21 protein-coding genes are annotated in these 22,025 nt (G+C 40.0%); 9 read left to right on the top strand and 12 right to left on the bottom strand.

The features are described from left to right. Positions 1-18 precede the first annotated feature (18 nt). Entirely contained in the window at positions 19-582 is a 564-nt protein-coding gene (locus KO513_RS09085) for a DNA-3-methyladenine glycosylase I (RefSeq protein ID WP_215913123.1), read from the bottom strand. 201 nt (positions 583-783) lie between these two features. Between KO513_RS09085 and KO513_RS09080 the strand changes: the two genes are divergently transcribed. Together KO513_RS09080 and KO513_RS09075 are read left to right on the top strand one after the other, a co-directional pair. Further along, positions 784-3,948 carry a TonB-dependent receptor gene (locus KO513_RS09080; protein WP_215913122.1) on the top strand — a complete coding sequence of 1,055 codons (3,165 nt, stop codon included), beginning with the start codon at positions 784-786 and terminating at the stop codon, positions 3,946-3,948. Between the two features lie 79 nt (positions 3,949-4,027). Next, positions 4,028-5,386, top strand: a complete 1,359-nt coding sequence (locus KO513_RS09075; RefSeq protein WP_215913121.1) for an alkaline phosphatase family protein — start codon at positions 4,028-4,030, stop codon at positions 5,384-5,386. Here KO513_RS09075 and KO513_RS09070 read toward each other — a convergent pair. Further along, positions 5,369-5,995, bottom strand: a complete 627-nt coding sequence (locus tag KO513_RS09070; RefSeq protein ID WP_215438706.1) for a Crp/Fnr family transcriptional regulator — start codon at positions 5,993-5,995, stop codon at positions 5,369-5,371. The genes KO513_RS09075 and KO513_RS09070 overlap by 18 nt on opposite strands. A 208-nt stretch (positions 5,996-6,203) precedes the next feature. Between KO513_RS09070 and KO513_RS09065 the strand changes: the two genes are divergently transcribed. Both KO513_RS09065 and KO513_RS09060 read left to right on the top strand, forming a co-directional pair. Further along, a complete protein-coding gene (locus tag KO513_RS09065; RefSeq protein ID WP_215913120.1) occupies positions 6,204-7,334 on the top strand; it encodes an esterase-like activity of phytase family protein in 1,131 nt (376 codons plus the stop codon). Between the two features lie 181 nt (positions 7,335-7,515). Further along, the gene (locus KO513_RS09060) at positions 7,516-8,142 is read left to right on the top strand and encodes a thioredoxin family protein (RefSeq protein WP_215913119.1); all 627 of its coding nucleotides are present in this window, start codon (positions 7,516-7,518) and stop codon (positions 8,140-8,142) included. Here the strand turns inward: KO513_RS09060 and KO513_RS09055 are convergent. The 5 genes from KO513_RS09055 to KO513_RS09035 form a co-directional block, all read right to left on the bottom strand. Further along, a complete protein-coding gene (locus tag KO513_RS09055; RefSeq protein WP_317195434.1) occupies positions 8,119-8,802 on the bottom strand; it encodes a hypothetical protein in 684 nt (227 codons plus the stop codon). The genes KO513_RS09060 and KO513_RS09055 overlap by 24 nt on opposite strands. Positions 8,803-8,919: 117 nt before the next feature. Continuing rightward, entirely contained in the window at positions 8,920-9,633 is a 714-nt protein-coding gene (gene truB / locus KO513_RS09050; protein ID WP_215913118.1) for a tRNA pseudouridine(55) synthase TruB, read from the bottom strand. A gap of 35 nt (positions 9,634-9,668) precedes the next feature. Further along, positions 9,669-10,463 carry an undecaprenyl-diphosphate phosphatase gene (locus KO513_RS09045; protein ID WP_215438701.1) on the bottom strand — a complete coding sequence of 265 codons (795 nt, stop codon included), beginning with the start codon at positions 10,461-10,463 and terminating at the stop codon, positions 9,669-9,671. Positions 10,464-10,465: 2 nt separating this feature from the next. Then, positions 10,466-10,735: a DUF3098 domain-containing protein gene (locus KO513_RS09040; RefSeq protein ID WP_215438700.1), complete on the bottom strand. Its 270-nt coding sequence runs from the start codon at positions 10,733-10,735 to the stop codon at positions 10,466-10,468. A gap of 85 nt (positions 10,736-10,820) precedes the next feature. After that, positions 10,821-11,699 carry a cell division protein FtsX gene (locus KO513_RS09035; protein ID WP_215438699.1) on the bottom strand — a complete coding sequence of 293 codons (879 nt, stop codon included), beginning with the start codon at positions 11,697-11,699 and terminating at the stop codon, positions 10,821-10,823. 80 nt (positions 11,700-11,779) lie between these two features. Here KO513_RS09035 and KO513_RS09030 point away from each other — a divergent pair, with 80 nt between their 5' ends. The 3 genes from KO513_RS09030 to KO513_RS09020 all read left to right on the top strand — a co-directional run bounded on the left by KO513_RS09030 (position 11,780) and on the right by KO513_RS09020 (position 16,036). Further along, positions 11,780-14,842 carry a leucine--tRNA ligase gene (locus KO513_RS09030; protein ID WP_215913117.1) on the top strand — a complete coding sequence of 1,021 codons (3,063 nt, stop codon included), beginning with the start codon at positions 11,780-11,782 and terminating at the stop codon, positions 14,840-14,842. A 29-nt stretch (positions 14,843-14,871) separates the two neighbouring features. Next, the gene (locus tag KO513_RS09025) at positions 14,872-15,126 is read left to right on the top strand and encodes a SemiSWEET family sugar transporter (RefSeq protein ID WP_215438697.1); all 255 of its coding nucleotides are present in this window, start codon (positions 14,872-14,874) and stop codon (positions 15,124-15,126) included. 214 nt (positions 15,127-15,340) lie between these two features. Next, positions 15,341-16,036 (top strand): zinc metallopeptidase, encoded by a 696-nt coding sequence (locus KO513_RS09020; RefSeq protein WP_215438696.1) that lies wholly within the window; start codon positions 15,341-15,343, stop codon positions 16,034-16,036. A 79-nt stretch (positions 16,037-16,115) separates the two neighbouring features. Here KO513_RS09020 and KO513_RS09015 read toward each other — a convergent pair whose 3' ends face one another. From KO513_RS09015 to KO513_RS09000, 4 genes are all read right to left on the bottom strand, one after another. Next, a complete protein-coding gene (locus KO513_RS09015) occupies positions 16,116-16,628 on the bottom strand; it encodes a ferritin (RefSeq protein ID WP_215438695.1) in 513 nt (170 codons plus the stop codon). Between the two features lie 101 nt (positions 16,629-16,729). Further along, the gene (locus tag KO513_RS09010) at positions 16,730-17,056 is read right to left on the bottom strand and encodes a hypothetical protein (protein WP_215913116.1); all 327 of its coding nucleotides are present in this window, start codon (positions 17,054-17,056) and stop codon (positions 16,730-16,732) included. A gap of 40 nt (positions 17,057-17,096) precedes the next feature. After that, positions 17,097-17,567 carry an Lrp/AsnC ligand binding domain-containing protein gene (locus KO513_RS09005; RefSeq protein WP_215438693.1) on the bottom strand — a complete coding sequence of 157 codons (471 nt, stop codon included), beginning with the start codon at positions 17,565-17,567 and terminating at the stop codon, positions 17,097-17,099. A 93-nt stretch (positions 17,568-17,660) separates the two neighbouring features. Next, positions 17,661-19,040, bottom strand: a complete 1,380-nt coding sequence (locus tag KO513_RS09000) for a saccharopine dehydrogenase family protein (protein ID WP_215913115.1) — start codon at positions 19,038-19,040, stop codon at positions 17,661-17,663. An 81-nt stretch (positions 19,041-19,121) separates the two neighbouring features. Here KO513_RS09000 and KO513_RS08995 point away from each other — a divergent pair, with 81 nt between their 5' ends. Together KO513_RS08995 and pckA are read left to right on the top strand one after the other, a co-directional pair. Next, positions 19,122-19,508 (top strand): DUF423 domain-containing protein, encoded by a 387-nt coding sequence (locus KO513_RS08995; RefSeq protein ID WP_215913114.1) that lies wholly within the window; start codon positions 19,122-19,124, stop codon positions 19,506-19,508. A gap of 85 nt (positions 19,509-19,593) precedes the next feature. Next, the gene (pckA, locus tag KO513_RS08990) at positions 19,594-21,192 is read left to right on the top strand and encodes a phosphoenolpyruvate carboxykinase (ATP) (protein WP_215438690.1); all 1,599 of its coding nucleotides are present in this window, start codon (positions 19,594-19,596) and stop codon (positions 21,190-21,192) included. An 86-nt stretch (positions 21,193-21,278) separates the two neighbouring features. Here the strand turns inward: pckA and KO513_RS08985 are convergent, their stop codons facing one another. Then, on the bottom strand, positions 21,279-22,025 hold the full coding sequence (locus tag KO513_RS08985; RefSeq protein ID WP_215438689.1) for a uroporphyrinogen-III synthase: 747 nt from the start codon (positions 22,023-22,025) through the stop codon (positions 21,279-21,281).

Raw genomic sequence — 22,025 nt, 5'->3', positions numbered from 1 at the left:
AATTAAATTTTATACAATTTAGACTTCATCATACCTAAAGCAAGAAACTACATGGTCGTTTACCATTCCTACGGCTTGCATAAAAGCGTATACAACGGTACTGCCTACAAACTTAAAACCTCTTTTTTTTAAATCTTTGCTCAGAGCATCCGAGATCTTTGTTGTAGCGGGAGCATCTTTGTAATGTTCGTAGCTGCTTTTAAGGGGAGAGTGATTTACAAATCCCCAGATATAATTGCTAAAACTTCCAAACTCCTCTTGCACGTTCATAAACGCTAAAGCATTGGAAACTGTTGCCCTAACCTTTAATTTGTTTCTAATGATGCCCGCATCCTGGAGCAAGTCCTGAATTTTATTTTCATCGTATAAAGCAATTTTCTTATAGTCAAAATTGTCAAATGCTTTTCTAAAATTCTCGCGTTTCCTTAAAATAGTAATCCAGCTTAATCCGGCTTGAAAGGTCTCTAGGACCAAAAATTCAAATAGTGTATCGTCTTCTTTTACGGGAGATCCCCATTCTTCATCATGATAAGCTTCATAAAGCGAATCTCCTTTGCACCAACCACATCTTTGTTTTTCCATGTTGAGAATTTGAGCTGTAAAAATACGCCTTTATCATCAAAAGGTTACGGCTATGACCTATACAATTGCCTATTGTCCGTTAAGTATTAAGAAACTATAAACTTAAAGTTAAGAAGAAACGCAATGTTAAAAACTAACATGGAGAGGTAGGGGTTAAGGGTAATTTTGCCGCTTTAATTTTTCAAAAACCACTACAAAGAAATGAAAACAAATTACTTAAGCTATTTAAGAATAATGACCTTGTTCCTGTTTTTTGGAGCAGTACATATGTCTTTTGGCCAAGCAACGAACGCATCTGTAAGCGGGACTATAAAGGACGTTACCGGAGAACCTTTATTAGGAGCGGAGATTATCCTTAAGAATACTTCTACAGGTTTTATATCCGGAGCTATAACCAATGAGAATGGAACCTTTAAAATATTACAGTTGCCTTTGGGAGGTCCTTATGAAATAACGGCAAAATACTTAGGCTTCGCCGATGCCAAACAAGAAGGTTTTATGCTGAATTTAGGTGATGCCCTTACGGTGCATTTTGTGCTTCAGGAATCTTCTACCGCTTTAAATGAGGTAGTAGTCTCATCTAACAGTTTGTATAAAAGAATTGAGCAAATTGGAGCTTCTACAAAAATTGGAGCGGGACAAATAAAAAAACTGGCTACGGAAGGTAGAAACTTTACAGGCTTAACCAGTCTGTCCCCATTACAAGGTGCGGGAAGTATAAATTTGGGAGGGCAACGTAGAACATCTACAAACGTTACCATAGATGGTCTAAATGCTAGAAATACCTTAACGGCCGGTGAAATTGGTCGTGGTCCTTACACTATTTCACAAGAGGCTATTCGTGAATTTGAGGTCTCTACCAATGACTACAATGTTACAGAGGGTAGACAAGGTGGTGGTTCAATTTCAGCAGTAACCAAGGCGGGTACCAATGAGTTTAGCGGGAGTACGTTTTTCTATCATCGTGCAGATGGTTTACAGAGTAAGTATACCATTCAAGGTCAGGAGAGGGATGCAGATTTCTATAACTCGCAATACGGTTTAAGTATTGGTGGCCCAATCGTAAAGGATAAGTTGCACTTCTTTGCCGTTTTTGAAAGACAGGATGCAGGAGAGCCCACGAGCATTGCCGAAATACAGAATGCAGATGATGAAAATAGATTAGGTATTACTTCGGGTAACTTAGAGCGTTTTTTAGATATTGGCCGCAATGTTTACGGTCTAAGCAACTCCCAACAAGTAGGACAGTTTGACCGGGAAACCGAAGCAAACAATTTGTTCCTAAGGTTAGATTGGCAGATTAACGATAAGCATCGTTTAACCGTTAGAAACTTATACAATAAATGGGACAACCCTTTTAGTGTAAGTGACAATTCCAATATACAGGTTGCTGAATCTTATTCTGATTTTGAGTCTCAGGAAAACAGCATTATGTTGTCTCTTAGATCTATGTTGAGCTCTAAGGTAACCAATGAGTTTAAGTTTCAATACCAACATGCAGAACGTGCTTTTACCCCTAACTCCGAGCTTCCCCAATCTAATATTCCAAGGGCTATTGTTGAGGTTTCATCGGTTTTACCAAATGGAAATACTAGAAGTAGGAGCGTACAATTGGGTGGGCAGCGATTTACTCCGGAAACCAATCAAGAAAACCAAATTCAGTTTACGAATACCACATACGTAAATGCAGGAAAGTACAACCTTACTTTTGGTACGGATAATATGATTACCAATTTGGAAACCTTACTTTCCAACGAGCAAAACGGTCGTTTTTTCTTTGATTCGTTAGATGATTTTGAAAATCAAATAGCTTCGCGTTATGCTAGGGAAGTACCTCTACAAGGCCTTCCTCTTGTTAAACAGACCGTCTTAGATCTTTCATTGTTCGCTCAGTTGGAAACCGATATTACACCAGATCTAAATTTGGTTGCAGGCGTACGATGGGATGCTACCAAGTTTTTAGATGAGGCAGAGTTCAATCCTGTAGTGTTTAATGAACTGAACATTCGTACCAATGAAAAATTGGATGACTACAATAACATTCAGCCCAGATTTCAATTAACGTATAACCTAAAGGGAAAGAATACGGATATCTTTAAATTGGGGGGAGGTATTTTTTCGTCGCAGCCTCATTATTACGCACAGGTAAACAATATACAGAACAGTGGTACGCTGTTAGGTGCTATTGATGTTACCGGTGCCAGTGTTCCTACTCCGGACTTTGAATCCTACCGTAATGACCCTAGCACGGTTCCGGGTGTACCGGCGGGCGTTACTCCTTTTTCAACCATAAACGCGGTTGGTAAAGATTTTCAGGTTCCCACTATATACAAGGCCAACTTGAGTTATACGCACTTCTTTGGTGAGAGGTATAGCCTTGGTTTTAATGCACTTTATAGCCATACCAGTAATAATTATATTTATCAAGAAGCCAATCTTGTAGCGGAGCCTTACTTTGTTACGCCTCAGGGTAGGGAAGTCTTTGTTCCTGCAAATACCATTTCTGAAAATGGAGGGACGGATTGGACAAATTCTAGAATTTCTGACCAAGTGGGCAGAACTTTAGTACTAACTTCTGATGGTGTTCTAGATAATGTGGCCCTTGTAATAGAAGGTACGGCACAGATTGGCCAAGATGGATACTTAAATGCGAGTATGACTTTTAACCGATCAAAGGATAACTCTTCCTATAACTGTTGTGTGGCCAATACATCAACCTTTATTCCCGTGGAAGGTGATCCAAGAGATTTGAACTATGGGTATTCAGATAATCATTTTGATACCAAAATGGTCGTAAATGGCGCTACCCCTACGTTGAAAGGGTTTACGCTTGGAGCAACAGTAATTGGCCAAGGAGGAACGCGGTATTCTTTGCATGTAGATGATAACACCAGCGCCAATGGAGATTTTAACCTAAGGAATGACATAGCCTATATTTTTGACCCGAACGACCCTAATACGCCACAGTCTATTGTAGATGGGTACAATCAAATATTGAGCGATCCGGAAACTCCTGAGAATTTCAAGGAATATTTGAGAAATAGTTATGGTGGTTTTGCGGAACGTAACGGTGGAAAAAACCCTTTTGCGGCAACTGTTGATCTACGGCTTCAAAAGAGGTTTGAGACTAAAAATAAAAAGCAAGGTCTTGAACTGTCCGTAGACGTTTTCAACTTTGCTAATTTGTTGAACAAAGAATGGGGCCGAACCCATAATTTTGGAAGAAGACGCGATTTTATGCGCATTAACGGCTTTGATCAAGCATCTCAAGCTTATGATTATTCCGTTCAAACGGGTGCCGGTACTGAGCCTATTAATGGTACGCCATGGAGGCTTCAGCTAGGGGCGAGATATACATTCAACTAATCGTATTTTTTATTTTTTCTCAATCTAGGGGGCGTCAAAATCGTTTGGCCCCTCTAGTTTTTACAATCTAATTTAGGACATGAAAAAGAGTATTTTTTTAGCATTTGCATTGGTTATGATAATCGTGCAGTATGGAAGGGCGCAAGAAGAGAGCTTGACCCAACACGTAGTTTTGGTATCGGTAGATGGTTTTAGGCCTAATTTCTACCTAGAGGATAAATGGCCTACTCCAAACCTAAAAAAGATGGTTCGCGAGGGTGCTGCTGCAATGGGAGTAAGAGGGGTATTTCCTTCTGTTACCTATCCTTCTCACACTACAATAATAACAGGGGCATATCCTGCGGAACACGGTGTATACTACAATAGTCCGTTTGAAGAAGGTGGGCAGACAGGCCGTTGGTACTGGGAAAGTAATCTTATACAGACAGAAACGTTATGGCATGCCGTAAAAAGCGCAGGAAAGACTAGTGCTAGTTTTATTTGGCCCGTATCCGTAGGGGCTCCTATTGATTATAATATTCCGGAATACTGGTTGTTAAACAGTAAGGTGAGTAGAATAGAATCTATGCGTACCAAAGAGAATCCTAAGGGATTTTTAAAGGAAATGGAAGAAGAAGTTTTGGGAAAACTGAACGAAAAAACCTTTAATGGCGATTATTTAAATCGCGAAGATAGAACGGGTGAAATGGCGGCCTATACTTTGGAAAAATATAAACCCAATTTAATGACGCTGCATTTAATAGCTACCGATCATTTTCAACATGAGCAAGGTAGGGACGGAGAAAAGGTATTTACTGCAATTGCTGCCGTAGATCGGGCCATTGGTAAAATAATGGAAGCTGCGGAAAGGGCAGATATTCTTGATAAAACTACGTTCATTATTACGGGAGATCATGGCTTTGTTGATATTCACTCTGCTTTAAATCCAAATATCTGGTTAGTTGAGGAAGGTTTAATGGAAGACCAAAAAGACCGTGGCAACTGGAAAGCTAGTTTTCATACGTCAGGAGCATCGGCATTTTTAATGTTGAAAGATAAGAGCGATAAAAAAAGTATTGCCAAGGTACGTGCAAAATTAAATGGACTACCAGCTTCGATCAAGAAATTATTTAGAGTTGTAGAAAGAGACGAACTAGATGGTATTGGTGCAGATCCCAATGCAGTGCTCGCGTTGGCGCCTATACCTGGTGTTGCTATGTCATCAAGGACAAATGGAGAGGTGCTAACGCCAAGAAGGGGCGGAACCCACGGTTTTTTTCCCGATTTCAAAGAAATAGAAACCGGTTTTATTGCCTTTGGGGCGGGAATATATAAGGGCAAAAAAATTGAAAAAATGGGATTGGAAGATATTGCACCAGTTGTTAGCGAGCTGTTGCAACTCAATTTTAAAACTAAAAACGGTGTACTTTACCCCGGAATCTTAACCAATAAAAACTGATTTTTTCTTTAGTGCATTGGCAATAGTTTGGCGGGTGGCCCCTATAAGGTCACCCTTGTCCTTTTGGGTCAGCAAGTTGTAAAGAAGGTGTTCTTCTCCGTGTATATCCAACACGGGAATATTAAAGTGGGATTTTAGGAATTCGAGCTTTTGAAAAGTGGATCTCTCGTTTACTTGCCCCAGTTTTTTTTCGGCAAGACACCATCGTTTTAAAAGGTAGGCAATGAACCATTCCGAAGTAACTGGATTTTCAATAATGGTCTTTTTAAAAAAAGCCAAATCGTAAATGCGTATTTTGCTGTCTACCAGTGTTTTTGAAAATTCAAAAAACTGTCCGTTCAAGTATTTTAGGTTGCCAAAATAGTCGCCCGAGTAAATAACGTCATAGGTGTTCTCTTCTCCAGTTTCTGAATAGCCGCCTAACTTAACAACGCCTTGCACCACCTCGTACATATAGTTTTCTGCAAAAGGCGGTTTATAGATAATTTCGTTTTTGGGAACAATTACCTCTTTAACCGATGTGAAAAAACTGGGGTTTTCGCTATTTTTTAAATAACTATAGAAGCAAAACTCATGTTTTTTGTGTAATTGGGGTCGAATATTTTTCATAGCTCATCTACATTTATCTTTATCGGAACCCACAAATCTATTTTTGAAAAGTCAAGTTAACGTTAGGTGAATATTAAGATTAGTGGGGGTCGCGGGTGTTGCGGAATGCGGGGTTTCAAAATAATACAACCTTAATCTAATCGTAATCTACAGCTAAACCGCTTCTAAGATCTATATGGCATCTTGCGGAACTAATAAAAAATGAAAAATGAAAAAATTTAGTTTAGAAATATTCGGATTGGTTATTCTTACCACTATTATATCCTGTGAACACATAGATGATTTTATAGGTCATGGCGGTTCTACTACCAATAAAATTGAGAGCATAGAATTTCTTGATGAATATGTTTTGCCAGATGGAGCGGCGTATGCCAATACAACTGTAGGTGGGCTATCTGCTATAGATTATGCAGATGGTAAATGGTATATGATCAGTGATGATCCAAAGGCGCCTATCCGTTTTTACACAGCTGATATTTCATTTGGTGAAAACCAGTTTAAGGAGGTAACCATTAATGGCGTAACGGAATTGTTGAACGGTAGTAATTTGCCTTTTTCGGATGATGAAATTGATCCTGAAGCCATCCGGATTACACCTGGGGGTAGTGTGTTATGGTCTAGTGAGGGGAATGTTAAAGGCGGTGTAGATCCTTTTGTTCGTGTTGCCGGTTTGGAAGGTACCTATAAGTCTAGCATTGCTTTATCCGAAAAATTTAAAGTGTCCGGAGATGAGAATCGTGGGCCACGCCACAATGGCGTTATTGAAGGTCTTTCCGTTTCCTATGATAAGAAAGGATACTGGGCTTCAATGGAATTGCCCCTTGTACAAGACGGTCCGGAACCTGTGTTAGAGGATACGGATTCACCGGTAAGGATGGCGTACATAAATAGTTCCGGGGCATTCGGCAGAGAGTTTGCTTATGAACTAGATCCCATTGCCAGAAAGTTTGATGAATCGTCTTTTACGGTAAATGGAGTGGTTGAAATTTTAGAATATGATATGGACCGGTTTTTGGTTTTGGAGCGTTCTTTTTCTACGGGTTATGCTGATGGAGGTAACAATGTAAAAATTTATGACGTAGATGCTTCCAAAGCTACCGATGTAAGCCATATGGATAGCCTTAAGGATGCAGATTACACAAAAGCGACCAAGAAGTTGGTGTTCGATTTTGAGACGGTCAGAAATCAATTAACGGATGGTGTGGTAGATAATATTGAGGGTATCACTTTTGGCCCTCAATTAGAAAACGGTAATCGTTCCCTAGTTTTGGTAGCCGATAATAATTTTAGTGCTTTTGGCCCGCAGTTAAATCAATTTATACTTTTGGAGGTTAAATAAACTGCAATAGCAAACTTTATTAAAAGTCCGTTATGTTTTTGCATAGCGGACTTTTTCTATATGATATGCACTGTATAGGGCATTTTGTAAGTTTTTGCAATTAAGCCCTACCAATGTTACCCAAGTTACCAAGCTTGTATGTTTAACCTATTAACTTTGTTATAAATTAAAGACGAATAAAATGGCAACACCTACTACCAAAACAAACGTTTCCCAACTAATAGAAAAAGCCCTTTCACAAGCGGTTTCTTATGAAGATTACCGCGCTATGGTAAATCAGCTGGCTTTAGAAGGACGCTCAACAGGTCCGGTACAAACGGAAGCATTGGCCAATTACACGATGCTTAATGACCGCCGTATGAAACGTTTTGATAAAACCGTAAAGATTAGTGCGGAAGACGAAGCTACAATTGCCAAATTGGATAAAAAAATACAGTTGATAGTCCTTACGGAAAGTTGGTGTGGTGATGCTGCTCCCGCTTTACCGGTAATCAACAAAGTGGCCCAGCTTAATGACCACGTAGATTTTAAAGTGGTTTTACGGGATGAGAATGTAGACCTCATGAACCAGTTTCTTACCAACGGCGGAATGTCTATTCCTAAATTAATTTTTTGGGATGCAGAGAATCAAGAGGTTTTGGCAGATTGGGGACCAAGACCGGCTCCTGCGGCAAAACTAGTAGCGGATCATAAAGAAAAACATGGACAGCTATTGCCTGAGATCAAAGAGGAGATTCAACAATGGTACAATAAGGATAAAGGGCAATCTACGCTTAAAGAATTGTTAGCGCGCCTTCCCTTGAAATAGATAGGTGATCGTTCCCTTCTGAACCGATTTTTCGCCGGAGCTAAATTTAGCCTTAAGGGCATAAGCAATGGCGTTGTCTATTAAACATCCGTTAGATGTGCCGGAGCTTTTTGCATTATAATCGGCATCTACAACATTACCCATTGCATCAACTTGAATGTTAACTACAACTTTGCCTCCTTCAATACAAGTGTAGATTGGGGGAGGTAATCTATAGTTGCTACGGTTTACCAGTGAATAGGAAACAGATGTACGGCGTTTGGCCAAGTTGTTGGTAAATTCCTTTTTCTGGGCTTCTTTTTCGCCAAGCATTTGTTTGGCCTCTTGGCGTTTCTTTTTCAGCTCTTTTACGCGCTCTGCATATTCTGAGTCCGTAAGTTGCTCATTGGAGTCTTCACTGTTTTCAGAGGCTAATTTTTCTTCCAAAAGCTCTTCAAGTGTTTTTAAAGGTTCTGGATTGCCATAGCTTGGTTTTGCAGTTTCGTTATAGGCCATATGGCTCTTTATCGGGTCTGCTTTTTCAATTTCTTGCTCTAACTCCTCTTTTTCTTCAAGAAGCTCTTCAATATCTTCCTCAAGCATCATTTCTACCACATAGTCGTCCTGCTCTTTATCCTGGCCCAAATGTATGTTGTACAGTGCCAACACAATAATGGACATGGAAAAGATGGTAATAAGGAACGCTAAATGTTTACGGTTCAATGTCATAGTGGTATAACCACAATTTTAAAAATATATTTTAATTATTCGTTGAACGGAAAGGCTAGGGTGTTCTTTTTACGATTCTGATGTTTTTCCTAGTAGATTTTCCGCAAATATGTTGGGGGCAATGGCTTTATTTACGTTATAGTCGCCTATTTTGGTTCTTCTTAACTCTGATAAATGCCCACCGCTTTGTAGTGCTTGCCCCAAATCATGTGCCAAAGACCTAATATAGGTGCCTTTGCTGCAAACTATCCTAAATTTAACATTTGGGAGTTTCATTTCGGTAATTTCAAAGGCTGAAACGTTTACATTTCTCGTTTTTATTTCAACTTCCTTCCCTTCCCTGGCATACTCGTAAAGGCGTTTGCCATCTTTTTTTAAAGCCGAAAAAACGGGAGGACGTTGTTCAATATCACCTATAAATTGGGTAAGGGTCTCTTTAAGAAGTGTTTCGGTAATATGTTCGGTAGGGTAGGTTTGGTCAACTTCGGTTTCCAAATCGTAAGAAGGTGTTGTGGCCCCTAAAGTAATGGTACCCGTATATTCTTTGGCCTGCCCTTGAAGCTCGGGTATTTTTTTTGTGAATTTTCCGCAGCAGATAATCAATAGGCCGGTGGCCAAGGGGTCCAAAGTTCCTGCATGCCCAATTTTAAACTTCTTTAGTTTGAATTTTGAGCGAATAACCCATTTTAATTTGTTTACGGCCTGAAAAGAAGACCACCCAAGGGGTTTGTCTATTAGCAATATTTGTCCGGCAAGAAAATCTTCTTGGGTGCGAGAATCCATATAAAACGTATTAATCCCTGTTCAATGAAACTGGCCTAGCTCATATAACCGTAGCCAATAGCGATCAGTCCCACAATAAGGCAGTAGATGGCAAAGTAAGAAAGTTTACTCTTTTTTACCAATTGGATCATCCAGGTACAGGCGGCAAGACCCGCAACAAACGCGGCAATAAAACCGGCGCCCATGGCCACATTGTTTCCTCCATCAAAATTTAGGTCGCCGCTCATAAGGTCTTTGGCAATTTTACCAAAAATAAGGGGGACCACCATTAAGAAAGAAAAACGTGCCGCTTTGGTCTTGTCCACACCCAATAGTACGGAAGTAGAAATGGTAGCACCACTTCTAGAGATACCGGGCAACATGGCAATGGCCTGCGAGATACCTACGACCACAGCGTTGCCAAAACTTACTTTCTTGTCCGTGTCCTTGGCTTTGTCCGCAAAATACAAGAGTACAGCGGTAATCAATAGCATAAAGCCAACGAACCTAACATTGCCACCAAAGAAGGCTTCCAGTTGTTCTTCAAAAAAGAGGCCTACAAAAACTGCAGGCAACATAGATAGAATAATTTTTACGGAGAATTGGGCTTCTTCGTTCCATTTAAAACTTAAAAGGCCGCTAATGATTTCCCAGATATCCTTTCTAAAGACAACTATGGTACTTAGGGCAGTTGCAAAATGGAGTACTACGGTAAACAAAAGACTTTCTTCGGGTACGGAGTGGTCGCCTAAAATGGCTTTCCCCAACTCTAAATGTCCACTTGATGATACGGGTAAAAATTCGGTCAATCCTTGAATGATACCGAGAATGATGGCGTCTAACGTGTCCAAAATTAATTTTTCTTCTTGTGCGGATTCAACAATATGGCATATATCTCAATACCTAAACCAATAAGTACAAGGGTAGGGGCCAAACGTATTCTTCTAAAACTGTAAATGTCCTCATTAAAAACATTGGGATCATCACTACCACCTCCGCTCATAAGTATAAAACCTACCGCAATAAAGGCAAGGCCTACAAAAAAGAACGTATAGTTCTTTTTCTGAAATATAAATTCTTGCTTGGCCGGTTGGCCGTTCTGTTCTTTTTGTTTCTTACCCATGCTGCAAATTTAACGAAGTTCTACTTAAAAAAGTTTATGGTCGTAAAGGTTTATTGTTTGGAGGGTGTTTTTAGTAATTACGGGATTAATAGTACAGTTCGTCCGTTCTTAGGTTCAGGAACCGTTGCGTGGCAAAAAATGTACTGATCAAGGAAATAAAGATGCCCAGAATAAAGATGGCTCCGTACAATAGGCCCAATTGTTCAACATCTTTAAAGAGTTCTAGTTCCGGAAAATTTTTATCCAAATAATATAGCGCGCCAGTAATGGCAAGTAGGGCGATTAAAGCGCCGAACATGCCCAGTTTTACATTCATCCAAATAAAGGGCCGGCGTATAAAAGTCTTAGTGGCCCCCACCATTTGCATGGTTTTGATAATAAAACGTTTGGAATAAATGCTTAACCGTATAGAGCTATTGATAAGTAAAATGGCAATGAAAGTAAGTACACCACTGGCAATCAAAATCCAAAAACTAATGCGTTTTACATTTTCGCTCAACAGGCCAACTAGAGGTTTGTCATAGCTTACTTCTTCCACATAGGTCTTTTTGGCAAGGTTGGTAGCCAATGAATCTATTTCCTGTGGGGTTACAAAATCTGCACGTAACTGTACGTCTATGGAGTTTTTAAGCGGATTGTACCCCAAAAAATTCTGGAAATCCTCGCCAATTTCCTCGCTATGTTGTTTGGCGGCATCCTCTTTGGAAACGAACACGGCACTTTTGGTATGTTCTTCCTGTATCAGGTTTTTCTGAAGTTGGTCAATTTCGGACTCCTTGGCTTCGTCCTTTAGGAAAATAGAAATCGTGATCTGCTCCTTAAAGTGATCAGCCATTTTTTTGGTGTTGATGACCAAAAGCCCCAAAATACCCAATAAAAATAGCACCAATGCAATGCTCAGTACCACCGAAAAGTACGATGATATCAATTTTTGTTTCTGATACTGTTCAAAAGACTTGCCCATATTCGTGTATGCGACCGTAAATTTAGGAAAGTAAATTGAATAAACTTATTTTTGCGCCACATTGAAAAGAAAGATATCAGATGCACTACGATTTTAGGAAAATAGAGAAGGAATGGCAGGACTTTTGGGCCGAAAAAGAAACGTTCAAGGCCAAGAACAATTCCGATAAACCAAAATACTATGTGTTGGACATGTTTCCTTACCCTTCCGGGGCCGGATTGCACGTGGGCCATCCGTTAGGATATATCGCCAGTGACATCTATGCACGCTATAAAAGACACAAGGGTTTTAATGTTTTGCATCCACAGGGCTACGATTCTTTTGGCCTTCCGGCGGAACAATATGCTATACAGACCGGACAGCATCCTGCGGTTACTACGGAAAAGAACATTGCTACGTACCGTAGACAGTTAGATCAACTTGGGTTTTCTTTTGATTGGAGCCGTGAGGTACGTACATCGGATCCTAAATATTACAAGTGGACGCAATGGATATTCATTCAACTTTTCAATTCTTGGTATAATAAAACAACGGATAAGGCCGAATCTGTAGAGACGTTGATCGCCGTTTTTGAGGCGGAAGGAAATGCTAATGTACAAGCGGTCTGTGGCGAAGATATCGCACAATTTTCCGCGGCGGATTGGCAGTCTTTTTCGGATAAGAAAAAACAGGAAATTTTGCTGCAATACCGTTTAACGTATTTGGCGGAAAGTGAGGTAAACTGGTGTCCTGCTTTGGGAACGGTTCTGGCCAATGATGAAATTGTAAACGGTGTTTCAGAGCGCGGTGGTCATCCGGTGATCCGTAAAAAAATGACACAGTGGAGTATGCGTATAAGTGCGTATGCCCAGCGTTTGTTAGACGGGTTGAATACGGTAGACTGGCCTCAGCCGCTTAAAGATTCACAGACCAATTGGATCGGTAGGAGTGAGGGTGCTTCCGTAACTTTCAAGACCGTTACCACTAATGAAGTACAGACCTCTTATCCCATTGAAGTTTTTACTACGCGGCCCGATACTATTTTTGGGGTTTCGTTTATGACCTTGGCGCCAGAGCATGATTTGGTGGCCAAGATTACTACTGCGGAACAGAAAGCTGAGGTGGAGGCCTATATTGAAGCTACGGCAAAACGTTCGGAACGTGACCGTATGGCAGATGTAAAGACCATTTCAGGTGCGTTTACGGGAGCGTATGCAGAGCATCCGTTTACCAAGGAACCTATTCCGGTTTGGATCGGAGATTATGTATTGGCGGGTTATGGAACCGGAGCGGTGATGTCCGTGCCTTGTGGTGATCAGCGCGATTATGACTTCGCGAAGCATTTCAATATTCCTATTCCCAATATTTTTGAAGGGGTTGATATTTCCGAGGAAGCTTTTTCGGATAAGGATACGACCGTTATTGCCAATTCCGATTTTCTAAACGGATTGGATTATAAAAAAGCGACTCAAAAAGCCATTGTAGAGATTGAGAAAATTGGTGCGGGTACAGGTAAGGTCAACTACCGTTTGCGCGATGCCGTTTTTAGCCGTCAGCGCTATTGGGGCGAGCCTTTTCCGGTGTATTATGTGGATGGTATGCCGCAAATGATCGCTGCGGAGCATTTGCCCATAAAATTACCGGAGGTTGATAAATACTTGCCTACCGAAACCGGGGAGCCGCCTTTGGGCAATGCTACCGTTTGGGCTTGGGATACCGTAAACAATGAAGTTGTTTCTAACGATAAGATAGACCATAAAACCGTTTGGCCGCTGGAGTTGAATACCATGCCGGGTTGGGCAGGTAGTTCGCAATACTTTAACCGCTATATGGACCCGAATAACGAAGATGAAATTTTCTCAAAAGAAGCCATTGACTACTGGCAAGATGTGGACTTGTACATTGGTGGTAGCGAGCATGCTACAGGCCATTTATTGTACAGCCGTTTCTGGCAGAAATTTATGTTTGACTTAGGTTTGGTGCCCAAAGATGAGTTTGCTAAAAAACTTATCAATCAGGGGATGATTACTGGGACTAGTGCTTTTGTTTATCAATTAATACCTGGTGCACAAGCTGTTGATAATTCTATGTTTTTAGGAAAGCCAATTAAAGGATATTCAGAAGATATTTTTCTTAGTTCTGGGAAGGTTGCTCTTCTTGGTGAATTTATTTCTGATAATTTAGGTTATTTAGAGTCTTCGAAATCAAGGGAAATATTTGATTTTTTAAAGTCGAAAATAGACAGTTTAGAAGAATACTATTACCTAGATAATGGTGTGGAAATCCAATTAGGTTTAAAAGTTTTAAAGCAACGTGTTAACGTAAAGTATGTCAACGGAGCGGATGAACTTATGATAGAAGACCTAAAAGGGGACAAGGAATTTAAGGGTGTCTACGAAAAAGCTATTTTCATTGGTGAAAAAGGTGAAGTTATTGATGGAGGTAATGACATTTATAAAGTAGCAAGAGAGGTCGAAAAAATGTCCAAGTCCAAATATAATGTCGTCAATCCGGATGATATTTGTGAGGAGTATGGGGCAGATTCCTTGCGTTTGTATGAAATGTTCTTAGGGCCTTTGGAGCAGTCTAAACCTTGGAACACGGCAGGTATTACCGGTGTGCATGGTTTCTTAAAAAAACTATGGCGTTTGTACCACTCAGGGGCTGAGGGTGCTTTTGCGGTTTCGGAAGACGAGCCTTCAAAAGACAGCTACAAGACTTTACACAAGACAATTAAAAAGGTTGAGGAAGATATAGAGAACTTCAGTTTTAATACTTCGGTATCTACTTTTATGATTGCCGTTAATGAGCTAAGCTCCCAGAAATGTAATAGCCGTGCGGTTTTGGAACCCTTAGCGGTTTTGGTATCGCCTTATGCACCACATATTGCAGAAGAACTTTGGAAGCTTTTGGGTCATGAAGGTTCTATAGCTACCGTGGCCTTTCCAAAATTTGAGGAAAAATATTTGGTGGAAAGCAGTAAGGAGTATCCGGTTTCCTTCAACGGAAAAATGCGCTTTAAACTAGAGCTTCCTTTGGATTTGAGCAAAGATGAAATTGAAGCAGCGGTAATGGCCCATGAAAAAACACAACAGCAATTACAAGGGCGAACGCCTAAAAAAGTGATTGTTGTTCCAGGAAAAATAGTTAATATCGTTGGGTAGAAAACAAAAAGCTGTCAACTAAATAGATTATGGATTATATTGAAATTCTTGGGTTGGCGGCCGCTATTCTCACCACGGCAGGTTACGTGCCACAAGTGTATAAAACCTGGCGCGATAAGTCTACCAAAGATATTTCGCTCACCACCTATTTAGTGCTCTTTATTGGGGTTGTGCTATGGCTCACGTACGGTATATTAATAAGTAGTCTGCCCGTTACACTGGCAAACGGCATAACGGCCTTTCTGCTTTTATTTATGTTGATTTTAAAATTCAAGTACAAATAGCCAAAGACATTTTGGCAGCATAAAACTTCAAAACCTCGCCAAATTGATTTGGCGAGGTTTTTGCTTTTCAATAGATCAGTTAAGTATTCGTTTTGATTAGGCAACATCTAATCCGCATAGTATTAAAGACAAAGTAAGCGCGGCTGAAGTGAGCGTTAACAAAATGAAAGGTTTTTGATTATCTTTAAATTCAAATCTTAAAAAGAATAAAATTATGATGGGATATTATATATTGATTGGTGCCATAGCTTTGGTAAGCTGGTTGGTAAGTAGTAAGCTTAAAAGCAAGTTTAAGCACTATTCTAAAGTGCATTTGAGCAATGGCATGAGCGGAGCCGAAATTGCCGAGAAAATGTTGGCTGATCATGGTATTCGCGATGTTAAGGTCGTTTCTACGGCTGGTATGCTTACGGACCATTACAATCCAAAAAACAAGACCGTAAATTTAAGTGAAGGTGTGTATAACCAAAGAAATGCAGCTGCAGCGGCAGTAGCGGCACACGAATGTGGTCATGCCGTACAACATGCTCAAGCATATGAATGGTTGACTTTACGTTCTAAATTGGTGCCTATTGTTAGTGTTACGTCCGGCATGTCTATGTGGGTGGTTTTTGGTGGATTAATGTTAGGTGCCGCGGCCGGTGTTGGCCTAGGGTACTGGGTAGCGGTAGCCGGTTTGGTTATGATGGGTATGGCTACATTGTTCAGTTTTATAACCCTACCCGTAGAATACGATGCCAGTAACCGAGCTTTGGCTTGGTTAAAAGCAAAGAACGTGGTAACACCACAAGAATATAAAGGTTCGGAAGATGCGCTTAAATGGGCGGCAAGGACGTATTTGGTGGCTGCCATAGGCTCATTGGCTACTTTGGTCTACTGGGGTATGCAAGTGCTCGGTGGAAGAGATTAGTTTCAAAGATTATAAAGCAATAAAAAAGGCTGTCCAAAATGAATTGGACAGCCTTTTTAATTTGAGTTAATCTAATATTTTATTCCGCTTTAATGCGCTCGTCTATAAATTTTAAGGCGATACCATCGCGACCCATAATTTCGAATAGGTCAAGAATATCACGCATTGTTTTTTCTTCTTCCAATTGTTCCGTAACGAACCACTGTAAAAAGTTCTCCACACCAAAGTCATTGTTCTTTTTGGCCGAAGCAACAATACTGTTTATAGATTTGGTTACCTCAATTTCTTGGCTCAAAGCAGTTTCAAAAATTTCTTCCAATGAAGAGAAATCGTGATTTACGTTGCCAATTTCGGGAGATAGGGCGTTACCGCCACAATCGTTCACGAACTTAAAAATCTTCATCATGTGTTCTCTTTCTTCTGCCGCTTGTGCGTACAAAAAGTCTGCGCTTCCTAAATAACCACGTTGGTCGCACCATGATGCCATGGCTAAATATGATGCAGATGCTTTTCCTTCCATTTGTATTTGGGCGTTGAGCATATCCATGCTCTCTACCTTAATACTCATCTGTTGTCTTGCTATATCTTTCATTGTCTTTTTCTTTACTTAACGTAAAGTTATCAATAAAGTATGCGTATAACTAGGCCTTTAACCAATTTATAACTGGTTTTAGACTGATTAAAAATAGGAGGTTAGCCTCTTGAGGTAAGGGAAGGTGTCTGAGCTGCAATATCAAGTAAGAAAAATACACCGGTAAGCAATTCTTTAAGATCAAGAACCTCTAGGGTATTTAAAACAAAAAGGTGCTCTTTATTACAAAGAGATAAAATTTCAAAACCATGTGGATTCTTGTCCTCATCAAAATGGTCCTCAATGTTTATGCTCCAAACCCTCTGGCGTAAGGCAAGCAGTTGGCAAAACGATAAACGCACTACCTTTTGACCCAGGTCTATATAAAAGCATCTTTCCTTATCGGATTGGAAAAATATATAGTATTGTGATGAATGAATGCGTTCCATTGGGGACAAAAATAATCCTTATTTAGATTTAATCCAAACATTATATCTGAATTTGTCGATCAATTTGTTGGGCCAAGGAAATAAAGGTCTCCGTACGCGATACCCCTTCTATTTGTTGAATTTCTTTGTTCAATACGTGCATTAGGTGCTCATTGTCCCTGCAGAGTACTTTTATAAGGATGGACCAATTTCCCGTAGTGTAGTGACATTCAAGTACTTCTGGGATTTTCTCCAGTTGCTTGACCGCAACGGGGTTGCTCATGGCCTTATCTAAGTAAATACCAATATAGGCCATGGTATGGTACCCCATAATTTTAGGGTTGATAATAAACTTGGACCCTGAGAGTAGGCCGGAAGACTCCAGTTTTCGTAAACGCTGGTGGATTGCGGCACCGGATATACCAATGTTTCGGGCTATTTCAAGAATGGGTTTTCTAGCATCTTCCATGAGATACCTTAGAATTTTCTTGTCAATACCATCAATTTTAACTTTATCGTTACCTAGTTTCATGAGTTGAGTTTCAAATTGATGGTAAAAGTAGCTATTATTGTTTGAATTTTGTAGAGAGATATTTTCTCTTTATTGTTGAAATGTGAAGGATACCTATTCGCCATTGGACACAGAATCAGGATTATACCCTAAATACGGCACTTCATATTCCTTAAAATCGATACCATAGGTTTTGAGTTCTTTTAAAATAGGTTCATAGACTTCCTTTTTAATCGGAATTTGAACACCAGGCGTAGTGATTTTTTTGTTCAATATGGCCAAAGTGGCTATGGCAACGGGTAAGCCCACAGTCTTGGCCATGGCCGTATGAGTTCTGTTTTCTCCAATAACTACCATATTGGCATCTATTTGGTGTTTTTGGCCGTGTAGCTCATAACCGAACTTATGGTACATCACGATCATATCTTTATCGGAATCTTTTAGCGTCCAACTATCCTCAAGAATATACTGTAGCGCTTGCGCGGGTGTGGCATTTTTTAAGGGGATGGTCTTGTTCTGGTCAAAAAGGTTCAGTTCCAGTACTTTGTCCCACATACTGTCATCCTGATCTATTTTTAGGTAGTGACGTAGTTTAAGTTCTACCGAATCCGTTGGGGAGTACGGCAGAAATAGGTTTGTAAATTCTCGGTAGGACATGTTCTCGGAATTCTCGAGCGTATAGCTATCATCCGTCATTCCCAATTGTACGAACATATTCCAAGCCTTGGAAAATCCGGTCCTGCGCATTGTGCCCCTATAAAGGGTAAGTGCATCTTGTAGACCATAGGCTTCCCTGTAATTTAAAGAATCTCTATTGGCGTAGCCCTCAAAACGTCCGTAACCTTCAATGTCAAAAAACTCCGTACGACGAAACAGTTTGTGGTAAGGAACGTACTTGTAGGTACCTTCTTGGATGAACTTGGCAGCACCTCCTTGGCCGGCTAGCACTACATTTCTTGGGTTCCATGTAAATTTGTAGTTCCAGAGGTTGGTGTCGCTTTCGGGGGCAACGAGTCCACCACAAAAAGACTCGAACAATACTATTTTTCCGCCTTGATCACGAATTCTATCAATAATCTGCATGGCGCTCATATGGTCTATTCCGGGGTCTAGACCAACTTCATTCATAAAAACAAGACCTTTTTGTTTTACCTCTTCATCCAAGGCCTTTAAGGTATCACTTACATAAGATGCCGTTACCAAGTGTTTCTTGAGGGCAACGCAGTCTGCGGCAATCTTACTGTGTAAAAATGCGGGAAGCATAGAAACCACAATATCCGACTGTGAAATGATGTTTTTTCTATCTTCTTCATTCTGTATGTCCAGATGAATGGCCGTACAGTTCTTATGGTCCCGTGTGTGTTGGGGCAGGTTCTCCGGGTTAAGGTCGCCAATAGTAAGGTGTAATTTTTCTTCTTCAGATTTTTCCAAGAAATAATCCAAAAGGTACGATGTGGATTTTCCTGCTCCGATAACAAGTATATTTCGCGACATTTAGTTTTGTACTTTTAATATGTATAACGAGAGACTAAGGTAGTGATTGTTATATTTATAAAAAAATACATCATATAAGTTATGAACAAAACAATATGTCTCACGGGAATTGCATTGGGGGTAACTGCGGTTATTTTGGGTGCGTTTGGTGCCCATGGATTGGAAAAGTTAGTAGATACCAACTCTATAAAAACTTTTGAGACAGGTATAAAATACCAAATGTACCATGCATTGCTTTTGCTTGTTTTGGGTAGTATGAAACAGTTGCCCGAAGCTAGTAAAAAAATGATTTTCTATTTTCTCTTAGCAGGTATTATCTGTTTTTCTTTTTCGATTTATCTGTTGGCAACAAATAGTTTGAGCAGTTTTGATTTTAAGGTCATTGGGCTGGTAACGCCACTTGGTGGGACCTTGTTGATTATTGGTTGGAGTATATTTGGTTATCGACTTTTCAAACATTTTGACTAATTAATTCTCATTTTTAAGAGGGTTGAGTTATTATTTTGATAATTTTGATGTCTAAAATAAACTCTCAACTAACAATTCTTTAAAAATGGGAAAATCTATTTCTTTAAAATCGTACGGTATAACGCACGATAATTTACATTATCAGCTATCGCCATCAGAATTAGAAGCCATTACGCTAGAGCGAAAAATGGGTAAAAAAGCATCATCTGGTGCTTTAGCAGTAAACACGGGGGAGTTTACCGGAAGGTCTCCTAAGGACCGATTTATTGTTAAGGACGCCATAACCGAAGAAAAGGTCTGGTGGGGCGATATAAATATTCCATTTGAACCTTCTAAATTTGATGCTCTATATGATAAGGTCATTGCTTATCTAAATGAGAAAGAATTGTTTGTTAGGGACTGTTATGCTTGTGCAGACCATAATTACAGGATGGACATTAGGGTAATTAACGAGTATCCATGGTCCAATCAATTTGCATATAACATGTTCATTCGTCCTACGGAAGAAGAGCTAAAGAATTTTGAACCGGAATGGACCGTAGTAAATGCCCCGGGTTTTATGGCCAATGCCGAAGTAGATGGTACAAGGCAACATAATTTTGCCATTCTAAACTTTACAAGAAAAATAGCTTTAATAGGAGGAACCGGGTATACGGGAGAAATCAAAAAAGGAATATTCTCTGCTTTAAACTTTATACTTCCGGTAGAAAAGAATACCATGCCAATGCATTGTTCTGCAAATGTGGGAAAGAAAGGGGATACGGCTATCTTTTTTGGACTATCGGGCACTGGAAAAACTACCTTGTCTACGGATGCTTCCCGAAAATTGATCGGTGACGACGAGCATGGATGGAACAATGAAAATGCCGTTTTTAATTTTGAAGGGGGATGTTATGCAAAGGTCATTAACCTGTCTCAAGAGAACGAGCCGGAAATTTTTGGAGCCATAAAAAAAGGTGCAATTTTAGAGAATGTTATTATGGATGAAGCCGGCAATGTAGACTTTGCCAATACTTCCATTACTCAGAATACAAGAGTAAGTTACCCTATTTATCATATTGAGAACGTTCAAAGACCGTCCATAGGAAAGAACCCAAAAAATATTTTCTTTTTAACGGCAGATGCCTTTGGGGTGCTTCCTCCAATATCTAAACTTACACCAAGCCAGGCGGCATATCATTTTATATCTGGCTATACTGCTAAAGTGGCCGGTACGGAAGCTGGGGTTGTAGAGCCCATACCTTCATTTTCGGCTTGTTTTGGCGCGCCATTTATGCCTTTGCACCCCGCAAAATATGCAGAAATGTTAAGCAAGAAAATGCAGGATGCCGGAGTTAATGTATGGTTAGTGAACACAGGTTGGACCGGAGGGCCTTATGGTGTTGGGACCCGTATGAAGCTAAAATATACCCGTGCTATGATAAACGCTGTCCTTAATGGCGATTTAGGTTTGTACAATTATGACGATTACCATATTCATTCCGTTTTTGGAGTGGCGCAACCAAGAGAGTGCCCTGGTGTTCCAACAAAAGTGTTGAGCCCCAGAGCTACGTGGAACGATGATCAGGCCTATTACACTACAGCCTTTAAATTAACGAATGCTTTTAGGGAAAACTTTAAAAAGTTTGAAGCTTTTGCAAGTGAGGAAATACGCCGCGGTGGGCCACAGCGTTATGCATTTTAGGCCTTTTGTAGAAAGGATAAAACAAAAAGAAACCCTTTGTTCAATTTGTGAACAAAGGGTTTCTTTATAGCGTAAAGTAAGTGGTCTTACTTCTTGTTTGCCGTAGTAATATATTTCTGAAGCGCCATGGTCATAGACGGTGTTTCTGGCGTTGGAGCCTTAATATCTATCCGTAGACCTGCATCTGTAGCCGCATCAATAGTAGAGTTGCCAAAAACGGCAATTCTTGTATCGTTCTGCTCAAAATCAGGGAAATTCTGTAATAAGGATTCAATGCCCGAAGGGCTAAAGAATACCAAAATGTCATAGTATACATCCCTTAAATCGGACAAGTCGCTGATTACGGTTTTATAGAAAACAGCTCTTTTCCACTCAATGTCCAGACCGTCTAAAATTTCAGGTACAATAGGCTTTAATGCATCCGAAGATGGCAATAGAAATTTTTCGCCTTTATACTTTTTGAACAACGGAACCAATTCAACAAAGTTACGCTTGCCCACATAAATCTTACGCTTGCGGTAAACTACATATTTCTGTAAGTAGTAAGCTACAGCCTCCGACTGACAGAAATATTTCATGGAATCCGGTACTTTGAAGCGCATTTCTTCAGCAATTCTAAAGAAATGGTCAACAGCATTTCGGCTGGTTAAGATGATTGCCGTATAGTTCTTCAGGTCTATTTTTTGCTGTCGTACTTCTTTAGCATCTACACCTTCCACATGAATAAAAGGTCTGAAGTCAACTTTAACTTTTTCCTTATCTATCAGTTTCGAATACGGTGAGTTTTCCATCTTCGGTTCTGGTTGCGAGACCAAAATCGTCTTTACTTTCAT

Source organism: Zobellia sp. B3R18, from assembly GCF_018860715.1.
Taxonomy (GTDB): Bacteria; Bacteroidota; Bacteroidia; order Flavobacteriales; family Flavobacteriaceae; genus Zobellia; species Zobellia russellii.
Note: the sequence above shows the minus strand (reverse complement) of the source record. Positions and strands in the feature narration are given on the sequence as shown.